This is a genomic window from Enterococcus sp. DIV0187, assembly GCF_051713785.1.
GTDB classification, from domain to species: Bacteria; Bacillota; Bacilli; order Lactobacillales; family Enterococcaceae; genus Enterococcus_A; species Enterococcus_A avium.
This window is the reverse complement of the sequence record NZ_JBIOQO010000001.1, coordinates 4,007,277-4,030,289: the sequence shown is the minus strand read 5'-3', so window position 1 is coordinate 4,030,289 and position 23,013 is coordinate 4,007,277. Positions and strand designations below refer to the sequence as shown.

Annotated in this window: 16 protein-coding genes; 1 reads left to right on the top strand and 15 read right to left on the bottom strand. The window is 34.9% G+C overall.

What is annotated here, in order from left to right; all coding sequences use genetic code 11:
* Positions 1 to 602: 602 nt before the first annotated feature.
* The 8 genes from IGI52_RS19540 to IGI52_RS19505 all read right to left on the bottom strand — a co-directional run bounded on the left by IGI52_RS19540 (position 603) and on the right by IGI52_RS19505 (position 11,856).
* Positions 603 to 1,790, bottom strand: a complete 1,188-nt coding sequence (locus IGI52_RS19540; protein ID WP_438782163.1) for an acetate/propionate family kinase — start codon at positions 1,788 to 1,790, stop codon at positions 603 to 605.
* A 93-nt stretch (positions 1,791 to 1,883) separates the two neighbouring features.
* Positions 1,884 to 2,687 carry a pyrroline-5-carboxylate reductase gene (gene proC / locus IGI52_RS19535; RefSeq protein ID WP_438782162.1) on the bottom strand — a complete coding sequence of 268 codons (804 nt, stop codon included), beginning with the start codon at positions 2,685 to 2,687 and terminating at the stop codon, positions 1,884 to 1,886.
* A 41-nt stretch (positions 2,688 to 2,728) separates the two neighbouring features.
* Positions 2,729 to 4,480: a cobalamin B12-binding domain-containing protein gene (locus tag IGI52_RS19530; protein WP_438782161.1), complete on the bottom strand. Its 1,752-nt coding sequence runs from the start codon at positions 4,478 to 4,480 to the stop codon at positions 2,729 to 2,731.
* A 19-nt stretch (positions 4,481 to 4,499) separates the two neighbouring features.
* Positions 4,500 to 5,888, bottom strand: a complete 1,389-nt coding sequence (locus tag IGI52_RS19525; protein ID WP_438782160.1) for a glutamate mutase L — start codon at positions 5,886 to 5,888, stop codon at positions 4,500 to 4,502.
* Positions 5,889 to 5,917: 29 nt separating this feature from the next.
* Positions 5,918 to 7,261 (bottom strand): sodium-dependent transporter, encoded by a 1,344-nt coding sequence (locus IGI52_RS19520; RefSeq protein WP_438782159.1) that lies wholly within the window; start codon positions 7,259 to 7,261, stop codon positions 5,918 to 5,920.
* Between the two features lie 211 nt (positions 7,262 to 7,472).
* Positions 7,473 to 9,827: a glycyl radical protein gene (locus tag IGI52_RS19515; protein WP_438782158.1), complete on the bottom strand. Its 2,355-nt coding sequence runs from the start codon at positions 9,825 to 9,827 to the stop codon at positions 7,473 to 7,475.
* Positions 9,824 to 10,753 carry a glycyl-radical enzyme activating protein gene (locus tag IGI52_RS19510; RefSeq protein ID WP_438782157.1) on the bottom strand — a complete coding sequence of 310 codons (930 nt, stop codon included), beginning with the start codon at positions 10,751 to 10,753 and terminating at the stop codon, positions 9,824 to 9,826. The genes IGI52_RS19515 and IGI52_RS19510 overlap by 4 nt, the downstream gene beginning before the upstream one ends.
* A gap of 101 nt (positions 10,754 to 10,854) precedes the next feature.
* Positions 10,855 to 11,856 carry a proline racemase family protein gene (locus IGI52_RS19505; protein WP_438782156.1) on the bottom strand — a complete coding sequence of 334 codons (1,002 nt, stop codon included), beginning with the start codon at positions 11,854 to 11,856 and terminating at the stop codon, positions 10,855 to 10,857.
* Between the two features lie 757 nt (positions 11,857 to 12,613).
* On the opposite strand from IGI52_RS19505, the gene IGI52_RS19500 reads away from it, so the two are divergent.
* Complete coding sequence (locus IGI52_RS19500; protein WP_438782155.1) at positions 12,614 to 13,492, top strand: helix-turn-helix domain-containing protein; 879 nt, start codon at positions 12,614 to 12,616, stop codon at positions 13,490 to 13,492.
* A 105-nt stretch (positions 13,493 to 13,597) separates the two neighbouring features.
* Here the strand turns inward: IGI52_RS19500 and IGI52_RS19495 are convergent, their stop codons facing one another.
* The 7 genes from IGI52_RS19495 to ltrA form a co-directional block, all read right to left on the bottom strand.
* A complete protein-coding gene (locus IGI52_RS19495; protein WP_438782154.1) occupies positions 13,598 to 14,971 on the bottom strand; it encodes an MATE family efflux transporter in 1,374 nt (457 codons plus the stop codon).
* A gap of 159 nt (positions 14,972 to 15,130) precedes the next feature.
* Positions 15,131 to 15,736, bottom strand: a complete 606-nt coding sequence (locus tag IGI52_RS19490; RefSeq protein WP_438782153.1) for a hypothetical protein — start codon at positions 15,734 to 15,736, stop codon at positions 15,131 to 15,133.
* A 35-nt stretch (positions 15,737 to 15,771) separates the two neighbouring features.
* Positions 15,772 to 17,601, bottom strand: a complete 1,830-nt coding sequence (locus tag IGI52_RS19485) for a phage tail tip lysozyme (RefSeq protein WP_438782152.1) — start codon at positions 17,599 to 17,601, stop codon at positions 15,772 to 15,774.
* A gap of 66 nt (positions 17,602 to 17,667) precedes the next feature.
* Positions 17,668 to 19,728 (bottom strand): CD3337/EF1877 family mobilome membrane protein, encoded by a 2,061-nt coding sequence (locus IGI52_RS19480; protein WP_438782151.1) that lies wholly within the window; start codon positions 19,726 to 19,728, stop codon positions 17,668 to 17,670.
* Positions 19,729 to 19,790: 62 nt separating this feature from the next.
* On the bottom strand, positions 19,791 to 20,234 hold the full coding sequence (locus tag IGI52_RS19475; RefSeq protein ID WP_438782150.1) for a hypothetical protein: 444 nt from the start codon (positions 20,232 to 20,234) through the stop codon (positions 19,791 to 19,793).
* Positions 20,235 to 20,309: 75 nt separating this feature from the next.
* Positions 20,310 to 20,717 (bottom strand): ATP-binding protein, encoded by a 408-nt coding sequence (locus tag IGI52_RS19470; RefSeq protein WP_438782273.1) that lies wholly within the window; start codon positions 20,715 to 20,717, stop codon positions 20,310 to 20,312.
* Between the two features lie 107 nt (positions 20,718 to 20,824).
* Complete coding sequence (ltrA, locus tag IGI52_RS19465) at positions 20,825 to 22,744, bottom strand: group II intron reverse transcriptase/maturase (RefSeq protein WP_438780261.1); 1,920 nt, start codon at positions 22,742 to 22,744, stop codon at positions 20,825 to 20,827.
* Positions 22,745 to 23,013 lie beyond the last annotated feature (269 nt).

Below are 23,013 nucleotides of genomic sequence, written 5' to 3'. Positions count from 1 at the left end.
TAATAAGATTGTAGAAAAGAGTTTTTCTACTTCTATATCCTTAAAGAACTACTATCAATTAAATACATTATCAACTAATACATTACTATTTATAATGTTTGATCCAATTCTAAAAATAACTATTCAAAGAGGTACTTTTTTGTTCAAAAATATACGGCGTATAGATTTACGCCGCACTTTAACTGACCTTATTCAAATTTATTTTTAATGATAAATATAAATAAAGTAATTATAATTTAAATTAACGAAAAATAGTTTCCTGTTTATCTATTTTTTGCCAATTCCTCATAATCTTTTTGCACGTTCTTTCATATCCTTAACCGTTTAGTTCAGTACTTCTTATACTAACTCAGTATTCTTTATAGGTTATACAGAACAGGAAACGAGTTCATCCTACTATGGAAAAAATTCTCCTTGTCGAAACCATTCTTCTTGCAATCGATATTCCATTCTTACCGAACTCAAGTGTTAAAGTAGATTCCTACAATTTTCTCAACTTCTTCAATTGCAACACGTATTTAATCTTAAACTGCGATTCAAATTCTTAATTTTTACTTTTATACTTCTAATTTCATTTAAAGGTTTACTCAGTTTTTTCATTATTAAAGTTGAATTACTGCAGCAGTTTCATTAGCAATAGCCAATTCTTCATTAGTTGGGATAACAAATACCTTCACTTTCGACCCTTTTTTTGATATTTCTCTCTCTGAACCTCTAGTATTATTTGCTTCTTGATCAAAAACTACTCCTAAATATGTTAGATAGCTACAAATTTCTTTTCGAATTGTAATAGCATTTTCACCAATACCCGCAGTAAATACGATAGAATCAACCCCGTTCATAGCAGCCGCATATCCTCCAATATATTTTGCAACTCGATAAGAAAATATATCTAAAGCAATTTTTGCTTTTCTATTACCTAAATTCGCAGCTTCTTCTAAATCTCTAAAATCACTTGAAACATCAGAAATTCCTGCAACACCAGACTTTTTATTTAGTACTTCCATTATTTCAGAGATACTCATATTTTCCTTTTCTGCAATATAAGATAGAATTGCTGGATCAACATCTCCAGAACGAGTCCCCATTACTAATCCTTCCAAAGGAGTGAAACCCATCGAAGTATCAACTGATTTTCCATTATTAACAGCACATATACTAGATCCATTACCTAAATGGCAAACAATAATTTTGGGATTGTGAACACTTAATAATTCGGATGCTCTATCAGAAACAAATTTATGGCTTGTTCCATGAAACCCATAACGTCTAATCTTGTATTGATCGTAATATCTACTTGGTAAACCATAAAGGTAAGCTCTTTCCGGCATGCTTTGGTGAAATGCAGTATCAAAAACTGCTACCATAGGCGTATTTGGGATAAACTCATCGCAAGCTTTAATACCTATTAAATTGACAGGATTGTGTAACGGCGCTAATTCGTTACAAGCCCCAAGTTCATTAAAAACTTCTTCTGTAATGAATGCTGGTTTCGAAAATTTTTCTCCACCATGAGCAACTCGATGACCAATTGCATCAATCTCGTCTAAGCTTGAAATTACTCCTAGATCTTTATCTGTCAAAATATTAATGACTACCTGAATCGCCTCAGCATGAGTGGGCATTTCTTGAGCAATAACTTCTTTTTCATTTGAATTTTTCTGATAAATAAGCTGACCATCAATGCCGATTCTTTCACAAAGACCTTTCGCTGAAACTTGTTCGGTTTCAGTATCAATTAACTGAAATTTTAATGATGAACTACCACAGTTTATGACTAATACATTCATTTGTTTTGCCTCGCCTCTTCCAATTATTTACAGTTAATTTAAAGTATAAATTAACTGAGTAACAAATTTAGTTACTCAGTTAATTAAACTTTACTATTTGATAGAGTTTGCCTTTTTCACTGCAATATCCACCGATGCCATGAATCCTGATGCAATTCCCTGATCTTCAATCATTTTAAGAGCTTCTATAGTTACTCCTCCTGGAGAACACATTTCATCAATTTTTACTGAAGGATGTTCCCCAGATTCTTCAAGAACTTGAGATACTCCCATCATATTTCTGATAACAATTTTCCTAGCATCAGCTCGACTAAATCCAGAATAGACCCCTGCATTAATTAAAGCTTCTACCGTTTTGTATAACCATAGTGGTCCTGAACAACTAAATGCTGTAAAGGTATCAAACATATCTTCATTAATGAACATCGTCTGACCCAAAGCATTCAAAATTTTAGTGATGAAAGTTTTATCGTCATCATTAATATTAGAATTAATACATGCTGCGCTGTGTCCGTTACCTGACTGAATCAATGTATTAGGCATTACACGAAGAATTTTCTTATCAGAACCTAATTGATTTTCCAAGCTTTCAATTGTAATACCTGCAGCAATGGACAATACAATTGTGTTTTCATTGATCAATGATTTCAGATTGCTTGTAACAGATCCCACTTGATGAGGATTAACAGCAATAATAATTAAGTCTGCTTCTTTCATTGCATCAGTAGCATCCTCAACAACACTAACCTCATAGGTTTCACTCAAATAATCACGTCGTTGTGGATTTAGTTCATTTATTGTGATATTTTGTTTATCTGCAGCTTCATTTGCAATTAGTCCTTTTAGAATACCTTCTCCCATATTGCCGCCACCACAAAATAATACTTTTTTACTCATTTTCATTCTCCTCTTTTACTTTTATTTCTGAGATGTCTAACCTAGTCGTATGCGGCAATCGTTCCAACCAAAGTATCTACATTATTATCTACGTTAATTCCCATCTCTGCTAATTTATCAGAAACATCAATAGGGACATCATTTCCATCAATTGGCTCATTCAATCGCCCGCCCATTAGAATGTGAACATTTTCTAATTTTGCCTCACTAAGACTTTCAATCAAATCACGTCCAAAACTATAGGCAATTCCATTATAAGTACTCATTAATACAATATTACTTCCAGTTTCAACCAAAGTATCAGCAATCTCAGCTACAGAAACAGTAGTTCCCAAATTAAATACATTTGCTCCAGCTTTCTTGATTACATTTGCAACTACTTCTAAGCCGAATTCATGAACGTCTGTAGAACCAACTACTACATTAATGCCTTTTAAAGGGAAATCATCTTTAAGATCCATTTTTTCCATAGCTGCTTCTTGAATATTATTAATTGTTTTTACTATGCTAGTAGGTCGAACAGGAACTCTTCCTCGCATTGCAAATTCATCACTCAGACCAGCACCAAACGCCATCTCCAATCGTTTTGGACCAATCGCTTTAAGAACTGACGCAACTTGACCTGCGTGTTTAATGTCCACACCAAGATCATCGAGAGCGTTCAATACTTTTTCAAAGAAACAATTCGCGCCAGTAACAAGTACTTCTGCTTCTGCATTAATTTTTTCCCAATTCATAAAGTTAACATAGAATTCAGCTTTTTCAATCATCATATCAACCACTCGGTGTGCTTCCACCATCTCTTCAGGAGATGGCACCCTGATTGCTTCTGTCAAAGGAACCGGAGCAATTGCATATCCAGCTGGATATTTCATTTGACAAATAATATCAGCAAGCGAGTAAGAACACAATGCTCCATAGTTTCTCTGAATATCTAGTCCATAGTCAATCGTGTTTCCATTTACAAAAGATCCAGGCGTATTATACTTGTCAATCATGCTCAAAGCACGGTTGAAAACCATTCTTAAGGTTGAATCACTGAATAAATTCCCATAAGTGTGAGCGACTCTTCCTCCTAAAAGATCTTCTGCAATGTATCTTTCCAATTTTGCCCAACCAAGAAGATTTGATAAATCATGAAATTGAGCTCCGTAACCATCATCTAAATTGCAATGAATTATCGCACCTTGATCCCGGAATGCTCCCATGATAGCAATTGATTTCATGTATTCTTCAGTACGATAGGCTTCCATATCAAGACCCGGGTATTCATAAGTAAAATATTGAGCCAAGTTCCCAATTGCTGTAACACCCGCACGAAGACCTCTAACTGTATTCTCAACTGCATTAAGAGAGCCAATCATGTGATCTCCAAGATGCGGCTGAACTGGAATAACTTGTCCAATTGCGTTCCACTCTTCTTGAGTTTGGAAAATAAGACCTCCGCCAGCTTGGAAATCGTTACGATACTTTTCAGGAACCCCCATAACCCAGTCTAAACAAACGCCTAAACGATCGATTGAAGAGCCTGACTCTTTCAATCCCTCGTATACTTTTTTAAATCCTTGCTCAGTCACATCCCAAGAATTCCAACCGATGACAGAATGTTTCATTATTTTCCCTTCTGACATCATTTTGAGCTTGTATTCCTTTTCAGACTTGATTCCATGCTTTTTCATGAACAGTGTCTCTCCGATACTGGTTTCAGAAGCGATTTTTTTTGCTTCTGCCAGAACTGATTTCATATCCATCAATTCTTTTTCATCAAATCTCCTTTTGATTTGAACGTCCATAAATTTCTTCCACTCCTCTTTAAGTCAAGTTCAGACTCTTTTTCATTATGGTTAATGCAGCTTCCTCATCATACTTACAAAGAAGTCCAGCAGCAAATAGAACATAATCCTGATCAATGAATGCATCAATCTTCTCCGGAAGCAAAACTTGATCCACTTCCGACGATTCAATCTCTACTTTCTTTAAAATATCAAATGCATTACTTTCATTTACGATTATTCCACCAGTACCAATAACTGTTTTTATCTCTGTGAGGTTTTTCCCTCTTTGTATTAGTCGGCATCCATCGTTGAATTCTTTCGAAACAGTTCCTGCATGTCGTCTTGCAGAAAGAGAAATTGCTCCACAAGCAATACAATAGTCAATGTGTTTTTGTCCACTTCCTAAAGCAATATATTCAGTAGTAGTTATACGTTTTTCTATAGCTTTGTTAAGTTTTGATTCAGAAATTCCACACTTTTTGGCAAAATTCTCTGTACCAAGTTCATTTACAAGACATATTGAAGATTCTCTCATACCTAAATCGCCTTCAACTGTTCTTTTTGCAAAAGGTTCTGGTGATCCTATACGCTTTGCTCCAGAGAAACTTTTATTATCTAAATATGAGTATATATCTGTTGTTGCTCCCCCTATGTCTGCCATCATTAGTGGTCCGAGACCTTTCTGATTTTTAGTACCAAGACTAAGGAGTTCTCCAGCGGCCAAAACGGCTGCAGGAGTTGGAACAATCATTTCATTCATTTCTTTTTGAACAAAACCGACACCTTTCATATTAGTAATTCGTTTCATAAAAAGTTCTCTAATTATTTCTGTTGTTGGTTCGGTATTTAACGAACCAACAGCAGGAATAATATTCTCAGCTAAGAAACATTCTTTGCCAGTAATCATAAATATTCTTCTTATTTCTTGCTCAATGTGAGAATTCCCAGCATATATTATAGGAATGGTCAAATTACTTTCACTTAAAATTTCAGCATTTTTTAGTAACGAATAGGTATTTCCACCTTCGTGACCTCCACATAGTAAAAGGATTTCAGCTCTAGACTCTTCGATTTTTAATATATCGGACTTAGACAAAATTCCAGCGGTATTACATACTATTTTCGCTCCAGCGCTAAAACTAGCGTTTCGTCCCGCTTCAATACTAATTGAATTAGTAAGTCCTACAACTGCCATTCTTAACCCACCAGCAGCACTACTTGTAGCCAATTTAAGAGCTGATCCAAATTTCTCTTTTCCTATCGTTCTGATTGCAACTTCAAAACATTGATTTAAACCTATTGCAGCATCTGAATGAACAGTTGAGGGAAACTTATCAGTAACAACTACCTTGCGCTCCTTCAAATTCACACATACTACTTTTGTATAGGTGCTACCAAAATCAACAAGTACAGCGTAATCGTACATCAAAGATATCCCCTCAAATCAGTATAATTTTAAAATAATGAGATTATTGCTACGATTGAAAAATAAATGAATGCTGGTACAGCAACAAATTTGTATAAGAAATCAACCCATGATCCCCACTTAATTGCCGATGTTGGATTGTACCATTCTTCTCTGATTTTTTTGGCGCCTACTTTCCAAGCTAAATAAATTGCTAAAACTCCTGCAGTAATAGTATAGAATACGTTTCCAACTAAATTGTCAAAAAATGCGAAGAATGTATCATTCCAAATACATGGAATTGACAGCAACGTAGAAGAAACTAATACCATTAGAATAGCTTTTTCTCTTGATATTTTCATGTCATCCATAAAACTTGAAACGGGAATTTCCATTTGTGCAATAGTTGTTGATAATCCAGCGAAAAATAGAGCTACCATAAATAAACCAAACCAAATCATTCCGCCAGGTATTTTTGAAAATACTAATGGTAGTGATTGGAATAATATCCCTTTTCCGATGTTTGGATCCATTCCGAAAAGAACTACTGCTGGAATGATTGCAAATCCACACAAAATACAGGTGAAAAGTTGAGCAATGTTTACCACTAAAAAGTCTGTTGCCATATCTGTTTTTTTGTCCAAATAACTACCATAAGTTAAAAGGAAACCTGGTCCTAAACCAACCGCAAACAGTGCCATCCCAGCAGCAGCAACCCAAACATCTACATTAGCTAATTGAGAAAAATCTGGTTTCAGGTAATATTCCACACCTACAGAAATCCCAGGCAGTGTCAACACCCGTATAGAAACTATTAATGCAAATATAAGCATTAAAGGAAGCATAATTTTACAAACTTTTTCAACCCCTTGCTTAATTCCTCTAGTACTGATGAAAGCTGTTAACAAATTAATACCTAAAACTACTGCAAAGATCGCTACACGGTTTCCGCTCACTTGATTATAGAAAGCTTCCGTGTTAGATAAAAACGGAGAACCTGCAATTGTGTAAAAAATATACATTACTACAGTAGCAATGATAACTGGATAATATGCTAAAAGTCCAATCGGAATTAGGGACATAAAATAGCCAAAAATCCGTCCTTTCTTTCCTGCAAGTTCAGTTAGTGTACCAATAACACTTTTTCCATATTTCCTTCCTAAAGCGCTTTCTGCCCAACCTGCTGGAAGAACGATAAGCACTGTGATAATGATAAAAGCTAAAACAAATGCTCCTCCTCCATATTGCCCTGTCATCATTGGAAAACGCCAGACAGCTCCAACCCCTACAGACATTCCCAGCGTTGAGAAGATATATCCAAGCCTAGAACCAAAACCATCTTTATTCTCAGTGCTTTCCGTAACACTTTTTGTTACTTGGTTGTTTTCACTCATGTTGCTCCTCCTTTACTACTCTTCCCTTTTTTTGATACACACTTCACAAATCATGTTGCATAAAAAAACTTTCCCTGTACTCTAACTTTTCTCTTTGCGCCCCTTTCCAAAGATTCAATTTAATCATATTGAATACTTTTTCTTATTTAAAACTTCAAAGAATTAATTCACAGAGTGGTGAGACTTTTATCACCACTCTTGTGAAATCAAATTACAAGGAAGTTTGTAACGTTCTTGCGATAATATTGTCTTGAATATCTTCTTCTAGATCGACAAAGTATGCCGAGTAGCCAGCAACACGTACCAAGATATGTTTGAAATCTTTTGGATTTTCTTTTGCAGCAAGTAATGTCTCAGTGTCCACAATATTAACTTGTATATGCTGACCAGTTTTATCAAAAAATGTTCGAATCACTGTTTCTAAAATATCTAATCCCTTTTCACCTTTTACAATCGCTGGGTCAAATCGTTGATTCAACAAAATTCCGCTCTGTGGGATTAATGGATCGAGTGCTGCAACAGAACTAACAACAGCAGTAGGCCCGTTTACATCCATCCCAATCATAGGTGAAGCATTATCTGCTAAATCTCCGTATGCTCTTCTTCCATCTGGTGTTGCTCCAATCAACCGTCCCAAGACTACATTATAAGATTGAGAAGCTATGACTGTAGTAAACTCACCATCACGACCATCTTTATAAGCTTTTGCTTGTTCATCACATAAGTCAACTAACCAGCTCGCATAATCATCTACCGACTCAATATTATTTCCATACTTAGGTGCTTTGTTAATTAGCATTTGTCTCAAATCTTCTCTACCTTCAAAATCAGTTTCAATCAAATCTATCAGTTCTGCTACTGTTAAGTATTTTTTGTTAAAAACACATTCTTCAATAGCTGCTAAAGAGTCAGCAACATTTGCTACACTTGAAATTGCTACTGCTGAATAGCGATGATCTGCTCCTTTTCTTTGTAATACACGACCTTTTTCAATACACCCATCTGTAAAACATGAACCTGTAATTGTCGGTAAAACTTGAGCATGGCACGAAACTATGCGATTAAACACTTCAATAAATTTATCCATAAAGAACGCTTGTTGTTTCTCATAAGCTTCCATAAATTGGTCAATAGAAATAAATTCTCTTACATCACCCGTATGTGGTCCAATTTGTTGATTTGTCATTGGATCCATTCCATCATGAAGCATAATTTCAAATACTTTAATCGGATTAAAATATCCTGTATTGGATTGGAAATCTGTTTTCCCTTGAACAATTGGTTCGATACAACCACAAATCCCCCAATTCCTTGCTTCTTTCAGACTAAAGCCCAGACCTAAAAGATGAGAGATAGCAGTTTCATCATTGAAGAAAGCTGGATGACTTCCTCCTTTACGTGCAACAGCTAAAGCTAAACGAAACGTATCTTGATTAATATTTTTATGGTAACGGAATGATACACAAGGCTCTTTTGTTTGAAGATCTTCCATGCAATGTAAAATCAGATTGGTTAACTCGTTACATCCATCTTTTCCATTTGGAAGCATCCCGCCAATCATCATATGAATCCATAGCGGACATCCTGGATAAGCTTTCGATTCGCGTTCAGTTCTCAAAACCCAAAGCTCTTCAAATTTTAATTTGAACTCATGAATTAGATCTGTTAAAAACTCTTCGCTTACACCATTAGCTAAATCATTCTTATAAAATGGATACATATATTGGTCAAAACGTCCTAAACAATGATCTCCTCCATTTACTTCCATCATTAAAGCAAGGTGTGTAAACCAAACGAATTGAGTTGCTTCATAAAAATTCTGAGGTGGATTTTCAGGAACTACTCGACAAGTTTTTGCTAGTGTTAATAATTGCTCTTTTCTTTGAGAATCAGAACACTCGTTAGCCATTTTTTCTGCAAGATCCGCATATCGATGAGCAAAATCAATAATTGCCTCCATTACGATAATCATGCTTTCCCAAGTAATTTTAGATTCCATTTTGTTGATATCCATGCTATCTATGTTTGCAATTTTTTCTTTGCATTCATTGATGTAATGACGATAGCCATATTTAACCATATTGTCATAATCAGGTGCGTGATTCATTGTAGATAGATTGGACACACCCTTTGTAAAGATTCCCATGTCAATCATCGTATTCATATCTTCGTCTAATTCATGAAAAGTGATATCACCAAAGGCTTTTCCTTTCCACATTTGAGCGATTTCACGCAATTCATCTTTCTCTCCAGGAAGAAACTCAAAATGGTCAGAACTTCTAGTATCAAGTGTGTCTAAATCATCAGTAAGCCACGCCGTTACTTCTGGATAAATTGGTACAGCATGAAGCCTAGAGGCCAAATGTCCAGCTAAAATAGAATCATCATCTATAAAAATTTCTTTGTTCTCTAAAACATATTTAAATGATTTTGCTCTTTTTAAAATAAATGAATCCATCGATAATTCTTTGTAAAACTTTGTTGCTAGTCGTGCACGATCTAAACAGATTGTTGCAGGGGTGTTTCTTACTTTGTCATTCAATCTTTCAATTCTTTCAGATATCATTTCACTATCTCCTTTTCGTTATCTTTAGTAAAGAAACATTCTTTACCGAATTCATTAAGCACTTGATTAGCCTTTCTAGTCAGACTTCCCATCTCAGTATCACTTGGTGGATTAACTTCTTTTAGTTCATATGGAATTCCTAAAGATCGATATTTTGATTCCCCTAAATTATGATAAGCCAATAACTCGTATTCCTTAACTGCAGGTAATGTACATAAAAACTTTGAAATCCCAATAATATTTTCAGGTGAATCATTATAGCCAGGTATAATCGGAGTACGTACTGTAATAGGAATTCCATATTCAGCAATTTGACGAACATTTTCTAGTATTACTCTATTTCCAATCCCCGTTAAATTTTTGTGCTGTTTCGAATCAATGTGCTTTATATCTAAAAACATATAATCCACATAAGGGAGCACACATTTGAAATCCTCATATTTTCCATATCCACAGCTTTCAATGGCAACATTGATACCATTCTCTTGGCATTTTTTTGCAATTTCTGAAAGAAATTTCGGCTGAGTTAATGGTTCTCCACCAGAAAAAGTTACACCGCCTCCATATAGAGAGTAAAAAGGTTGATCTTTTTTAATTTCATTAAACAGCTCTTCAACTGAATTTTCTTGACCTACAATTCGTTTAGCCTCGGCAAAACATGCATCAGCGCACTTAAAACAACGTTTACATTTTTTCCTATCAATCCTATACTCTCCATCAACAACAGAAATTGCTTTCTCAGGACATACTCTTTCACATGCACCGCAACTGATACATCTTGCAGGAAACTCCATGATGTCATACACATAAGATTGTGACTCTGGATTTGCACACCATAGACATCTCAATGGACATCCTTTTAAAAACACCAATGTTCTTAACCCACTACCATCATGAACTGAACACCTCTGAATATTGAATATCATCCTTGTTCTCCCTTCCTTAATTCTGGTTATAAATTGATTCTAAAAATTCACCGTAAAAGGAGATACTTTTGAACAATTTCCTTCTATATTTAAGCAATACTTTAATTTTCATCATCGAGAATAAAACCTTCTGGGAACGGATCTTTTGGATCTAAGATCCACGTTGCAAACCCTATTACACAAGCGTTACCAGTAATTTTAGGTCGTATAGCTTTCACTCCATTCACTTCTAATTCTTCTACTATCTCACACTTGAATAGAGAACCAATCACACTTTCATGAACAAAGCTTTGCCCAACTTTTATCTTTCCCTCTTCAAATAGCAATGCAGCTTTTGCTGAAGTACCTGTTCCACAAGGTGATCTATCAACAACTTTAGGTAACGCTACTACGCAATTTTGAATATCTGCTTCTTTACTCATTGAAGCTGCTGAAAATTCAATATGAGTAACTCTGTCTACAAAATCTAATTCAGGATGTTTAATATTAACTTGATCATTTATGTCTTTCCCAATTGATTGAGCAATTTCTATTAACTTATCGCAATTTTGAGGGGTAATTGTTAATCCTACAGAATCAACCGGAAGAATTGCATAAACATTTCCACCCCATGAGATATCTAAAGTTAATTCACCATATTCTCTAGTATGAACAACAACTTCTCTTTCTAACACTAATGCGGGTGCATTGAGAAAAGAAACCTCTGTGACTGTTCCTTCTTCTACTTTAGCTTCTACACTCACAACTCCTGCTGCAGTATCTAAATGAATTGTTGTAACAGGTTCTAATACCTCAACTAGTCCAGATTCAATCAAAGCAACTGTAACGCCCATTGTGTCATGTCCACACATCGGCATCCATCCACTCGCCTCAAAATATAAGACGCCGACATCAGTTCCTGGGGTACATGGTTCTGTAATAAGAGTCCCTGACATAATTTCGCTTCCTCTAGGCTCATATGACAACAACTTTCTAAACCAGTCTTCATGTTCTTTCATGTAATTAAATTTTTCTGCCATAGTCTTTCCAGGAACTCTGTTGAATCCGCTTACAACGTTTCTAGTTGGCTGCCCTAAAGTATGTGTCTCTACTGTTCTAAACATTTTTCTAGCTCTCATGTTGATTTTTCCTCATCTTTTCCAATTAATCCTCAATAGTCTTCCAAAACATATTTAAGTCTCTAATTCACTTGTGATTCGTAATTCATTTTATACACAGACAGACTCGTTGTCAAGTCATATTTGTTGTCTGACAAAAAGAGGTGTTTTTTGTAAAAAACCCTATTTAACGCCTATTTGTGCTATATATTTTTTAAATTTCAGGCATTAGAGTATCTCAGTAAAACAAAAAAGAATTATATTTTTTTGTTTTATAATTCACAATCAATAACTTATGTACTTTTTATTGGCTATTATTCCTTTCTATCATTCTTTTTTTTTGTATGATCAACAAATATTTTTGAAGCATTAACATTTTCTATGGATTTTATCTTAGTTTGCCAGTATAATTCGATTATCACTCGATCTTTCCGTTATATTAAATTATCCATTTTTGTAAATCAGTATCTAACAGTAATATTCGTTATCCTCATTCAAAACAAATAATCTCTAGTTCTAATAAAAAAAGTTATTTAAAAATAGTAATATATGTATTTACATCATCAATCACTACCATCTAAACAAGTGTTTCTAAAAGGAAAATACTGATATTTTTGTCCTGAATATCTAGTGCTTAATTAATAAAATTGCTATTTCCTTGTTTCTTTATAATTTTATAAAAGCAGTCTATATTTTTTACAAATTTGAGATTTCATATTGAAGAGAACAACTAGCAGATTTATCGGAGGAGGTACGTTATTTTATGGGGGTTTTAGATACAAAGATTTATTACAATAACCATTTAAATTTACTGAACGACTTTATTAGAACGTTTTCAATTGCTACAGATATAAATATTAGCCTTTTTGATGTTACTTCTAAGCTAATTTTCTCAGAGTTTACAGAGAATCAAAATTTTTATTCGGATATGAAAAATTTGAAACTAACTAAATTTTTTAAAAAATTTAGTGAAGGTGGTCCAAATGAACTATTTCTATCTGAAAAAGAACACTCCTTTTTCGCACTAGCTCTTAACAATAACAATCATTTGATTGGCTATGTACTATTTGGCCCTTTTGAAAAAAAATTGAATAGTCAAGCATCGCAAAAAACAGATACTAACTCTTCAAAAAATAAAGTTAGAGATTCAAGTTTTAATGAGAAAAGAATAAAATATATTTTTGATTTATTCATTTCATCATCAAGAACCGTTTTTTTAGAGAAAGAAGTAACAACCAATTTATTTTTTACCGTTAAATGTTTCAATAATTATTCAAAAATTGAGGATGAAAATTCAATTCAAAATTATCAAATACAACAAGCTATTAAATATATTAAAAGTAACTTTCATCGTTCCATTACCCTAGCAGAAACAGCAAAACATGTTTATTTCAGCACGTATTATTTCGGTAAACTTTTTAAAAAAGAAACTGGCTTAACTTTTATATCATATCTTAATCACGTTAGAATAATGCAGGCTGAGGAACTACTATCTAATACTACTATGAGTATTTCTATTATTAGTCAAAGTGTTGGTTTTTCTCAAAATAGCTATTTTTGTAAAATTTTTAAAAAAATAAAAGGTATTTCACCATCTCAATACAGAAAGATTTTCAATTTTTACAAGGGAAAACGTATTTAAATTGAAATGAATAAAAGAATACGTAATAACATGAATATACATAATGATCTTTTTCTACTCCAATAGATGATAAAAAAGACTTATTGTAAACAAGATTGTGTCCTGTTATAATAAGTCTTTTTCAATCCATTTTTCATTAACTAATCTTCGAGAAAATACTGCTCCTCTTATGCACCATTCTATACACATAGCAATCCAAACACCTATAATGCCATAATTGAAAGTTATGCTTAAAAAGTATCCTACAACAATACGAATTCCCCACATAGTAACTAATGAAATTAGCGAAGTAAATTTTGCATCTCCTGCTGCTCTTAAAATTGATGGAGTAATAAAACCTATAGGCCAAATCAAAATTCTACCAACAGCGACTATAATAAAAATGCGGAGAACTAATATTTCAACCGAAACAGGAATATTAAAGAATCTAATAATTACGTTGAAATTGATTAATATAGCTAATGATGAAATTAAAGCAGTAATAGAAGAAATAACCAAAAAAGATTTCCAAAATTTTTTAACACACATGATATCATTGGCCCCAATGGATTGAGCAATAATTGGAACTAGTGCCAACATGAAACCTCCTGGAACAATTTCTATAAGCATTGTTAATAAATTGCTAACTGCATTAGCCGTGACAGCAAGAATGCCGAAGCGCACCACGAAAGTTTGAACTACAATTTTACCACCATTAAAAAAAATCTGTTCTAAAGAAAATGGAATACCAACTCTTATTACTTTCTGAATTGTTTGCCCTGAAGCACTTTTCAATTGAGATAAGGAAAAGTTTAAAGAGGATTTTCGAGAGCACAAGTAGCTTATTGAGAATATAGCACCTAATAAACGTGCAATATTCACTGAAATACACATACCTACTATCCCAAAAGAAAATATTCTGACAAAAAAGAAATTCAGAAAAACATATATCAAATTACTTAAAGAGGATAAAAAGAGTGAACCTTTCGTATCGGCCATCCCACGTAATATACCACAAGATGCCTCTACTATTGATTGTGCTGGATAACTTAGCATCAATCCTACTAAATATATATTCGAAAGATTAATCACTGAATTGGTAGATCCTTTAAAAAGAATTGCAAAAATTTGCCTCCGAAAAAGAATTACTAAAAATGCTAAAATACAAGTTAGCAAAAAGATAGTTTGTAAAGTAGCAGTCGTAAAGTTTCGAATCATTTTTTGATCATTTTTACCTTTCGATTGTGCTATCAGCACGGTCCCTCCCATAGCCATTGCAATAAATATATTTATAAAAAATATATTTACTGTATCTACTAAATTAACTGCGCTTATAGCATCTACACCATTAACACTAATTATTAATGTATTTACAGTCGCTAGACCAATTATAAATCCTTGATCGACTATAAGAGGCAAGGCTATTTTTAAAATATCTTTTGGTGTAAAAAGTTTACTGGTCAATGATTGTTCAATAACTTGCCATAAAAACCTTTTCATTGGATTGATTTCCTTTCAAATGCTATTTGCGTAAATTATCAACAACTCGTTGTCTAACAACAGGTATCATAGAGCATAAGGGCGGTTATGTCAATATGGAATTATCTAAAACAAGGATATAGTAGTAGAACAAAACTACAAATTACGGTTATCAGAATATCAACTTCCTAGATTTAGAATGCTAATAACTTTCTTTTTGTCAACATCGAACATAACTTTGAAAGTATTCATCCCCTTAATCCAGTTTTGTTTGTTTTGCTTACTTTTATAATAAACAACTACTAGTCCTTCTGCTTTATTACTTTGCATTCCTTTAGGATAAACTTCTAAAGACTCTAACTTAGAAAATGTTCCGTTCGCATCCTGATACGTATTTCTACTTTGTCCAAAATACTCTTTGTTAAGTTCCTCAGATAAATAGTTAGAAACTTCTTTCTTTCTATCTTCATAATTTTCAGGAGTAAAGTTTAAATTGGCTTCAAATAACTTAGTGACAACATCGATAAATTCCGAGTTTAAATCTGCATCGGTTCCAGAATTGACATATTTTTGCTGAACTTTTTTTAGTGAATTTGAAGCAGTTGTTACTTGATCAGATAAACGTTCATTCTCGGATAATAGTTGTTGCTCCTTTGTTTTATACTCTTTATTTTCCTTTTTTATAGTAGCTATGGCTTCCTTTTGAGAAACAGTTTCTTGTTGTTGCTGAATATTAAAAAAGCTCATTACACCAAATAGGATAACCAAAACTAATTCAATCATCATGTGTTTTTTCATCCTGAGTCTCCATTCTATACAGTTTATTTCATTGCTTCTTTTGCTAGACTTCCAATTCCATTTCGTACTTCTTGAGAATTTGAAACTTCATTCGTTAACACCACAATCGCATAGGGTTTGTCACTAAATACGATTCCGATATCATTTTCAATGGTTGCTAACTCACCTGTTTTGTTTGCTACAGGAACAGTTAATTGACTTGGAATTTTTGTTTTTACTTGCTGCTGCTTCATGATTTCCAACATAGCCGAATACTTAGGATTGCCTTGATTCTCGTAAAGCTTTCTAAGAAACTTCATACAATCTTGTAATGACGTATTGTTCTCATTGCCCTGTGCCAACATTTTTCGTTGTAGTTTTGTACTAGAATAGCCTTTTCCTGAAAAATAATGATTCAATGTATCCATTCCAATATGATCGATCAGAATATTGGTCGCATGGTTATCACTCACTGTGATCATTTGCTCGATTAAGCTTTGCACCGATTGTCCACCTGCAGTCTCACCTGTTCTTCCTTTGTCATAAAGGTATTCCATGATAAACACTTTTATAACTGAGGCTGAAATCATCGGATCGTTATTATTATTCGACAAGTATTTTTTATCAGTGAAATAGTAAACACCATAAGCTACTTTCCCTGCAGACTGATTCAGTTGGTTTAGTGCTTGGAACGATCCCTTCTGTCCTTTTGCTGCTGGTGCACCCACCGCTCGCGCAAAACAGATATCACCTGCCAATAAATAGCCAAAAGAGGTATCCACCTGTCCTTCATGAACAGCATTCGCTCCATAGCCGCCCATTTCAATGATTTTCGTGGTATTCCCGTGCCAATTTTCGGCCAAAATACACGTATGACCATCATTTCCGAATCCTGCACCTAAATTGACCACTAGTATGTCACCAGCTTTTGCCTCACTTTCCGGTATTTCTTGAAGATACTGTTTTAGTCCTCGTGCGTCAGAAGTCATCGTTGGTGTTGCCCATGCGGTTTTTGGTGTTTTATATCCTGCTTTCGTGAGTACCAGCCAAACAAAACTAGAACAATCCGCCTGCCCATTTTTATCTGGATTCATTGGATCACCAAAAGAGGTTCGATTCGCTTGCGAATAAGTAAAATACCCGATCAGACTTTTTGCTACTTCAAGGATATCCCCACCATCACCAAGAGTTGCTGTCGCACATTCTGCAGCCAAACTTTCTAACTGTCCCTTTGCTGCATTTTCCATAGCAGCCCCTGAAATTGGATTACTATTTCCGAGTTTCGCAAACCATTTATCCGCTCTGGCATTTCGCTCCTCAGAATGCCATTGAGAAGAATCTTGGCTAAGCCCTTCAAACCACAATAACCATTGATGCTGCGCTTCATGAACATCGGTTAGCTGTAACGCTGCTTTGGCTTTTGCATAATATGGATTCTCTAATTCCTTTTTTAGAAACTCTAATTGAACACCCAAATTGGACATTTCTTTTCCTTTTTCAGTCGCAAATGCTCGCAACGCTTCCTTGCGAGAACCTAACCATTGGGCTAACCCAAAGGCACCACTGGAAGAGTTCTCAATTCCAGGATTAAAACCACCAGATTCAAAATCCATACATCCCATTGGGCCTGCTGCTCCTTGCGGTGTGGCATTCAATTCAGTTATGAAAAAATCATAGATTACTTTCGCATTTTCTTCTGATCCAGCGTTATCAATCTCAACAGATACCATATTTGATCTATCCTGACAGTGATCTTCTTCGTCTACGCCCATAATATACATGCCTAGCATGAAAAAGAATCCAACAATCAATAGAGGGATCAAGCACCCTAAACAACCACATCCACATCCTCTGTTTTTCTTCGTCTCTTCCATTCCAGCGCTCCCTCCTATTAAATGAAAAAAGCCCTAGAGAGTATTTTCTCTAGAGCTACAGAAATTCTATCTTTGTTGTGGGCTTCTTCCTTCTGGCAAAATGAAGTCTCTGCCCAACTGTGCGTCAATCGTTTTTCTTTGTACGTTACTATCGTTAGAATCATTTAGACCTTGAGTCGTTTCGATAGATTTCTTTGTACTACCAATCTCTTCTATGGTTCGAATCTCTTGCGAATGTACAGTTGCTTGGTTTGAGGACTGCACTCTATTTTGATTGGTGATTAATGCCCGTGATTGTTTCAACTGAGTCACTTGTTGAGTTAATGAATCATTCGCAATCAATCGTGGAACAGTTTGTGGCAAAGGAATGGTTTGTCCGATATGCTTCATGGATGGTCGAACGAGTGATAGTTTTTGAGTATTCCCTTGTGAAAAATTTCTGGTTTGAAAAGGCAAAGATGAAACAGTTAAAGGGATAGTTCCATTGAGCTTTGGAGCTACAGAATCATTTATCGGCTCTACAGTTTTTCTTGGACGAGTGTTGGCTACTGGTGAAGTTTTTAGAGGTGATTGCACGTTACTAACAATTTGCTTGTCGTCAAACGGCAATTGTTTTCTTCGACCATCCGCAATTTCTAATGGTTTCTCTTTCGTGTTTCTAGTAGGGGTGGAATGTTGCTGCTTTGTTCGTTGATACATTTGACTGGCGGCAAGAATACCTGGATGGACCTTCCCCGCAATATCCGTTCCTTTCAAAATGAGTTGTTCAGTCAACACTTTACCTCTACGAGCAGTTTGAGTGACTTCTCTTTTCGTATGTTGTGCATTAGTTTTGGCTTTTGTCATCGTTCGATCCGCTTGGCCTAATCCTAATTTCTCAAGAATGGCTTTCCGCTTTAGAAAGACAATCAGTGAGACGAGTCCTCGAACAATCATATTGCCAATAAAGCCTGCAATGGTATTCATTGGAATCAACTCATCAATAATATTGAAGACAAGAAAAGCTACAAGGATCAATACGCTATAAATCGATTTTTGAAAAAGAAAGCCCACAAATGTTTTTATTCCTCGAAAAATCAGATAGTCCATTCCAGGAAAAAAAGAAACGAACAACATAAAAGCCAATGCTAACAACATCAATAAAGCACCAACCTGGAATAAGAAGCGCACCATCCCGATCATTAAAATCGGAATTCCAAGAGAGATATTTAAACTTGGGCTCATGATTCCTACGATCATCTTATAAATGCTTTTTGTCGGTTGAATGAAAGCTCGATACGACTCTTTCTTGTCATCCTCTTCTTTTGCTGCCTCTGTAACGTCATTAGAAATTGTTTTCAAGTCTTCACTTTTTATGTTTTCAGAAAGGAATTCGGTGGGATCAATCCCTGCTTTCGCTAACTCATCAATGTCTGTCGTACCATAGTTTAATAATAGATACGGCTCTACGACTGCTTTTTGGTAATACATTTCTCGAATCTGTTTGATAGCCTCCTCGCTGGTGGTTGCAACACTCAAGTCATTAATGCCGTTGGTTGCTTCAAAAATCAATCCTTCCACTGCAGTAGAATAGGTGTTTAAATCTTTGGTCAGTTTTTCTCCTTGACTAGCCACTGTTCCATTGCCAAACCATAGAATTGAAAATCCTACCACACATAAGAAACGAGTCAATGCTCGTTTGGCTTGGTAGCCGCTTTTACATACCTTTAAATAAAAAATGTAGACAACATATAGACCGGTTAGTCCTAACCCAACAACATTGAATAGCTTATCGTAGATATTCTTAGAAAATTGAAAAAAGGTATGTATGAGACCATCCATTGCGGCACCTTTGTAGAGTTTCTCAATAATAAAATCAAAAACCTGCCAAACAATTTTATTGGAACTAAACATCATATTGGTAATCATTTGAATGAAGTCTGTCCCATTTTTGCCAAACAACATTTTTCCTAGCGAGTATTCTGTCTCACCTATATAAGAGGAAAACGTATCAAGGTGATATTTCCCGACTGTATAAAGATCATTTTTAGCTGACTTCGCATACACCGATACCGATAGAAATAGCATTAAAACAATAAAAAGAAAGAGAATTCCTATCGCTCTTCTATTGATTTTGATTCTTTTCACATCAATCCTCTTTTCTAGTTTTGGACACCAAAAAAGAGCCTGTTTCCAGACTCCTTCTCAAATTATTCTTTTACTTCAAAAATTTTATTTACTTTTTCTTGTTCAATGGCTTTGTTAAACTCTATTTCAGAAATCGGCTCAAATTCTTTCCCGTTAGAAGTAGCCGCCGACTCCCGAATGTGATCCTTTACTTTCTTTTTTAAACCAGGATCAGAGAACTCTGTTTCGCTATAACGGATATAATATATGTTGTTCTCTTCTTGTTTTGCCTTCATCAAATAAACTTGCAAGACATCTTTTTCAGATAAATCAGTCGGAAAATAGCCTGAATCAAATTCGTAATTTTTACGTTTCTCATTTGTTTTCTTATGAGACTTGTTTTTAAAATCCATCACTGTTTTCACAGCCTCTTTTGTCCCATCATCCATTTTGTTCAATGAATTGCCGCACCCAGCTAACAAAAAGAAAACCACTACTGATGCAACAATCAAACCAACTTTTTTCATACAACCCATCCTCTTTCAAATCGTTGACTAATAGTATAGCAACAAATGTTTTTATTTGTCCCTGTCATTTTTGAATTAAACCACTTGTTCCTCTGCTTCACTATTGCTAGTCTTCTCCGTCGTTTTCAAGGCTTCCGTAAACTCTTCAAACAGGCTATGGACGTTCAATTTGCCTACTCGACCATAAATGTCACGCATCCAACATTGGCCTTTGATCATTCGTTTCATTTCTTTTCGGTTCTCCTCGTTGCACTCCAATCCTAAATGATTCAGAATTTTGTCTCGTTCACTGTCTTCATCAAAAGCAAAGACAACACCATAATTGCCCTTTTCATCTTTCGTTCCTAAGTCATCAATGAATTGCGTATCCAATACCAATTGATTCATTTGCGAACGACCTACACGAGCCATTGAAGAAATGATGGCTCGACCCGAATTCGATTTGTTGAATAGCGATAGGTAATCCTTTGAAGTTATCTTCAGATTTTCCCCCGCTCCACACCGTACGTGAGACTCTCACCTCATACGGCGCTCTATCGTTTATTTATTGAATTCATTTTTCTTAATCTTTGAATCAGTTAAAAGAAGAGTCAATTGCTCATTACTATTTCATTGGGTATTGGTATTTCAGGATTATTTACTAATTCGCGAAGCTTATTTAGTCTTTCCAATTGGTCTGATGGCAATGCTAATTGCTTCAACAATCGTCTGATTATTTCACCTTTTGTTGCATGAATAAGCATATGGACTTCTTTTGTTACAAGAACTAGGTTCCGATAGGAATCGTTTTTTGTCTCTTTCCAAGTTTTTTTATGATGACAGTGGAAGTCATCCAGAAACAGTTCTTTTCCTGTTATTGCGCATCTTCCTTTTTGTGCGACAAATAGTGAAATGCGATTATCATTGAGTTCAATACTTGCTCTCTTATTTATCACAGGATGTTGACGCAACCAGTGTATTTTCCAAGCTGGAACAGACTGTTGTTCTTTGTGTATCGAACGTCGCCCTTCTGGCGTATATTTATTGTAGGCATGTTTCTTTAGCATAGGTATTCGCATTTGAACATAGCCTAAAGGTAAGATAGGATATTCTTGTAGGTATCTTACTTGCTTTGACTTTAGATATCTCTTGATTCCTTTGTCATGACCTTTATATACACCAATTTTTGTTAGCCCATGGAGATGGAAACGGTTGTAAAAGCTAACCATTAATTGATAATTGATTGGCATAACGTCGATATTTATATGAGTTGCCATGCTGTAGTATTGGTGAATACCAATTATCATAGAATTGTATTTCTGAATTTCTTTGACGATATATGACCGTGTTCCAACCTTTTCAATTTTTCTCATTTGTTTCTTGAGGCCCAATTTAATACGCTTTAGTGCTTTTGGCGAAATATGGGAATGACAGATTTTCCTGCCTCCTTTTGAAACAAGTTTAAGTGTGAAACCAAGAAATTCACTTGGTTCTTTTTCTAGGTTGGTGATCTTCGATTTTTCTTCTGAGATAGAAAGCTTTAATCGTTCCTTTAGCCACAATTTAACAGCGTGGAATATTTTATGTGCATCTGATCTGTTTCTACAAAAGATTTTGAAGTCGTCACAATATCTAACAATATACATTTCCTTTAAAGTAGTTGTTTTACGTAATTTAGTAAAACAATACCCTTTGTTTAAATGCCCCTCTTTGCTAAAATAAGGTTTAAGTTCCCGACACGTACGTTCTTCCCACTGCTTGCCAATCCACCAATCAAATTCGTTTAAATTGATATTTGCTAACAATGGACTTAGAATGCCTCCCTGGGGGGTTCCGAGGGTAGGAATTTTAATATTTCCATCAGGAAAAACGATTGGTGCTTTTAACATTTTCCGAAGAATAACCAATAATTGTTTATCTCGGATACCTAATGTCCAAATTTGGCGCATTAGTTTCCCATGATGAACATGGTCAAAGAATCCTTTAATATCAATATCTACTACATAACTCATATGAACTTTATTTATTCGATGTAGACACATAGCTAGAGCGTTCTCCGTAGAACGTTGCGGTCGAAATCCATAGCTACGCTTGTAAAACTTTGCTTCGCAAATTGGTTCTATTACCTGTAAAATACATTGTTGAGCAATTCGATCCCAAATTGAGGGGATCCCCAATGGGCGTTTCCCACCATTTGGTTTCGGAATTTCTACTCTACGAACTTTTCTTGGTGAATAATTTTTGAATCTTTTTTTCACAATATCCAGAAAAGTTGCGTAGCGGAGTTTTTCGATATCTCTAATCGTTACACCATCAATACCTTTGGTTCTGCTACCTTTATTACTTTTGATTGTTCGATAAGCAAGTTGAATATTTTCATCGGAGGTAATAATATCCATAAGATGATGGAAAGTATTTCCATTGCAACTTTTTCCATATAATTCATCAAAAGTCTCCGTCATTCCGTAATATTCTGCATAACGCAGCTTGTTATCTTTTAAGATAACTTCTTCTCTTACTGTTTGTTTCATGGTTTATCACTCCTCTCGTCAGATTCGTGACCTTTTGAGTCTTACCAGAATCCATGAGTAGTGATTAAGTTTTATTCAATAAATAAATGACTTGTGGCTATTCCTCCAATTCCATTACAGAATCTTCTTTGGTCATGCCACTACTCTCACTAAAGATGATGAAAAGTTATGATTTCCTTTTCTACGTTTCATTGGTTGTGCATCCCTCCACGTCTTTAGCTTTCAACGTTCCCTTAACTCTATCAATGCTGAACTTAGGTGCTGACTTT

Coding starts and splice junctions, on each gene's coding strand:
- proC (WP_438782162.1), bottom strand. CDS start 2,687: ATGAGTAAAAAAGTATTATTTTGTGGTGGCGGCAATATGGGAGAAGGT.
- IGI52_RS19495 (WP_438782154.1), bottom strand. CDS start 14,971: ATGAAAAGGTTTTTATGGCAAGTTATTGAACAATCATTGACCAGTAAA.
- IGI52_RS19540 (WP_438782163.1), bottom strand. CDS start 1,790: ATGAATGTATTAGTCATAAACTGTGGTAGTTCATCATTAAAATTTCAG.
- IGI52_RS19515 (WP_438782158.1), bottom strand. CDS start 9,827: ATGATATCTGAAAGAATTGAAAGATTGAATGACAAAGTAAGAAACACC.
- IGI52_RS19490 (WP_438782153.1), bottom strand. CDS start 15,736: ATGATGATTGAATTAGTTTTGGTTATCCTATTTGGTGTAATGAGCTTT.
- IGI52_RS19485 (WP_438782152.1), bottom strand. CDS start 17,601: ATGGAAGAGACGAAGAAAAACAGAGGATGTGGATGTGGTTGTTTAGGG.
- IGI52_RS19520 (WP_438782159.1), bottom strand. CDS start 7,261: ATGAGTGAAAACAACCAAGTAACAAAAAGTGTTACGGAAAGCACTGAG.
- IGI52_RS19510 (WP_438782157.1), bottom strand. CDS start 10,753: ATGATATTCAATATTCAGAGGTGTTCAGTTCATGATGGTAGTGGGTTA.
- IGI52_RS19475 (WP_438782150.1), bottom strand. CDS start 20,234: ATGAAAAAAGTTGGTTTGATTGTTGCATCAGTAGTGGTTTTCTTTTTG.
- IGI52_RS19500 (WP_438782155.1), top strand. CDS start 12,614: ATGGGGGTTTTAGATACAAAGATTTATTACAATAACCATTTAAATTTA.
- IGI52_RS19525 (WP_438782160.1), bottom strand. CDS start 5,888: ATGTACGATTACGCTGTACTTGTTGATTTTGGTAGCACCTATACAAAA.
- IGI52_RS19505 (WP_438782156.1), bottom strand. CDS start 11,856: ATGTTTAGAACAGTAGAGACACATACTTTAGGGCAGCCAACTAGAAAC.
- ltrA (WP_438780261.1), bottom strand. CDS start 22,744: ATGAAACAAACAGTAAGAGAAGAAGTTATCTTAAAAGATAACAAGCTG.
- IGI52_RS19530 (WP_438782161.1), bottom strand. CDS start 4,480: ATGGACGTTCAAATCAAAAGGAGATTTGATGAAAAAGAATTGATGGAT.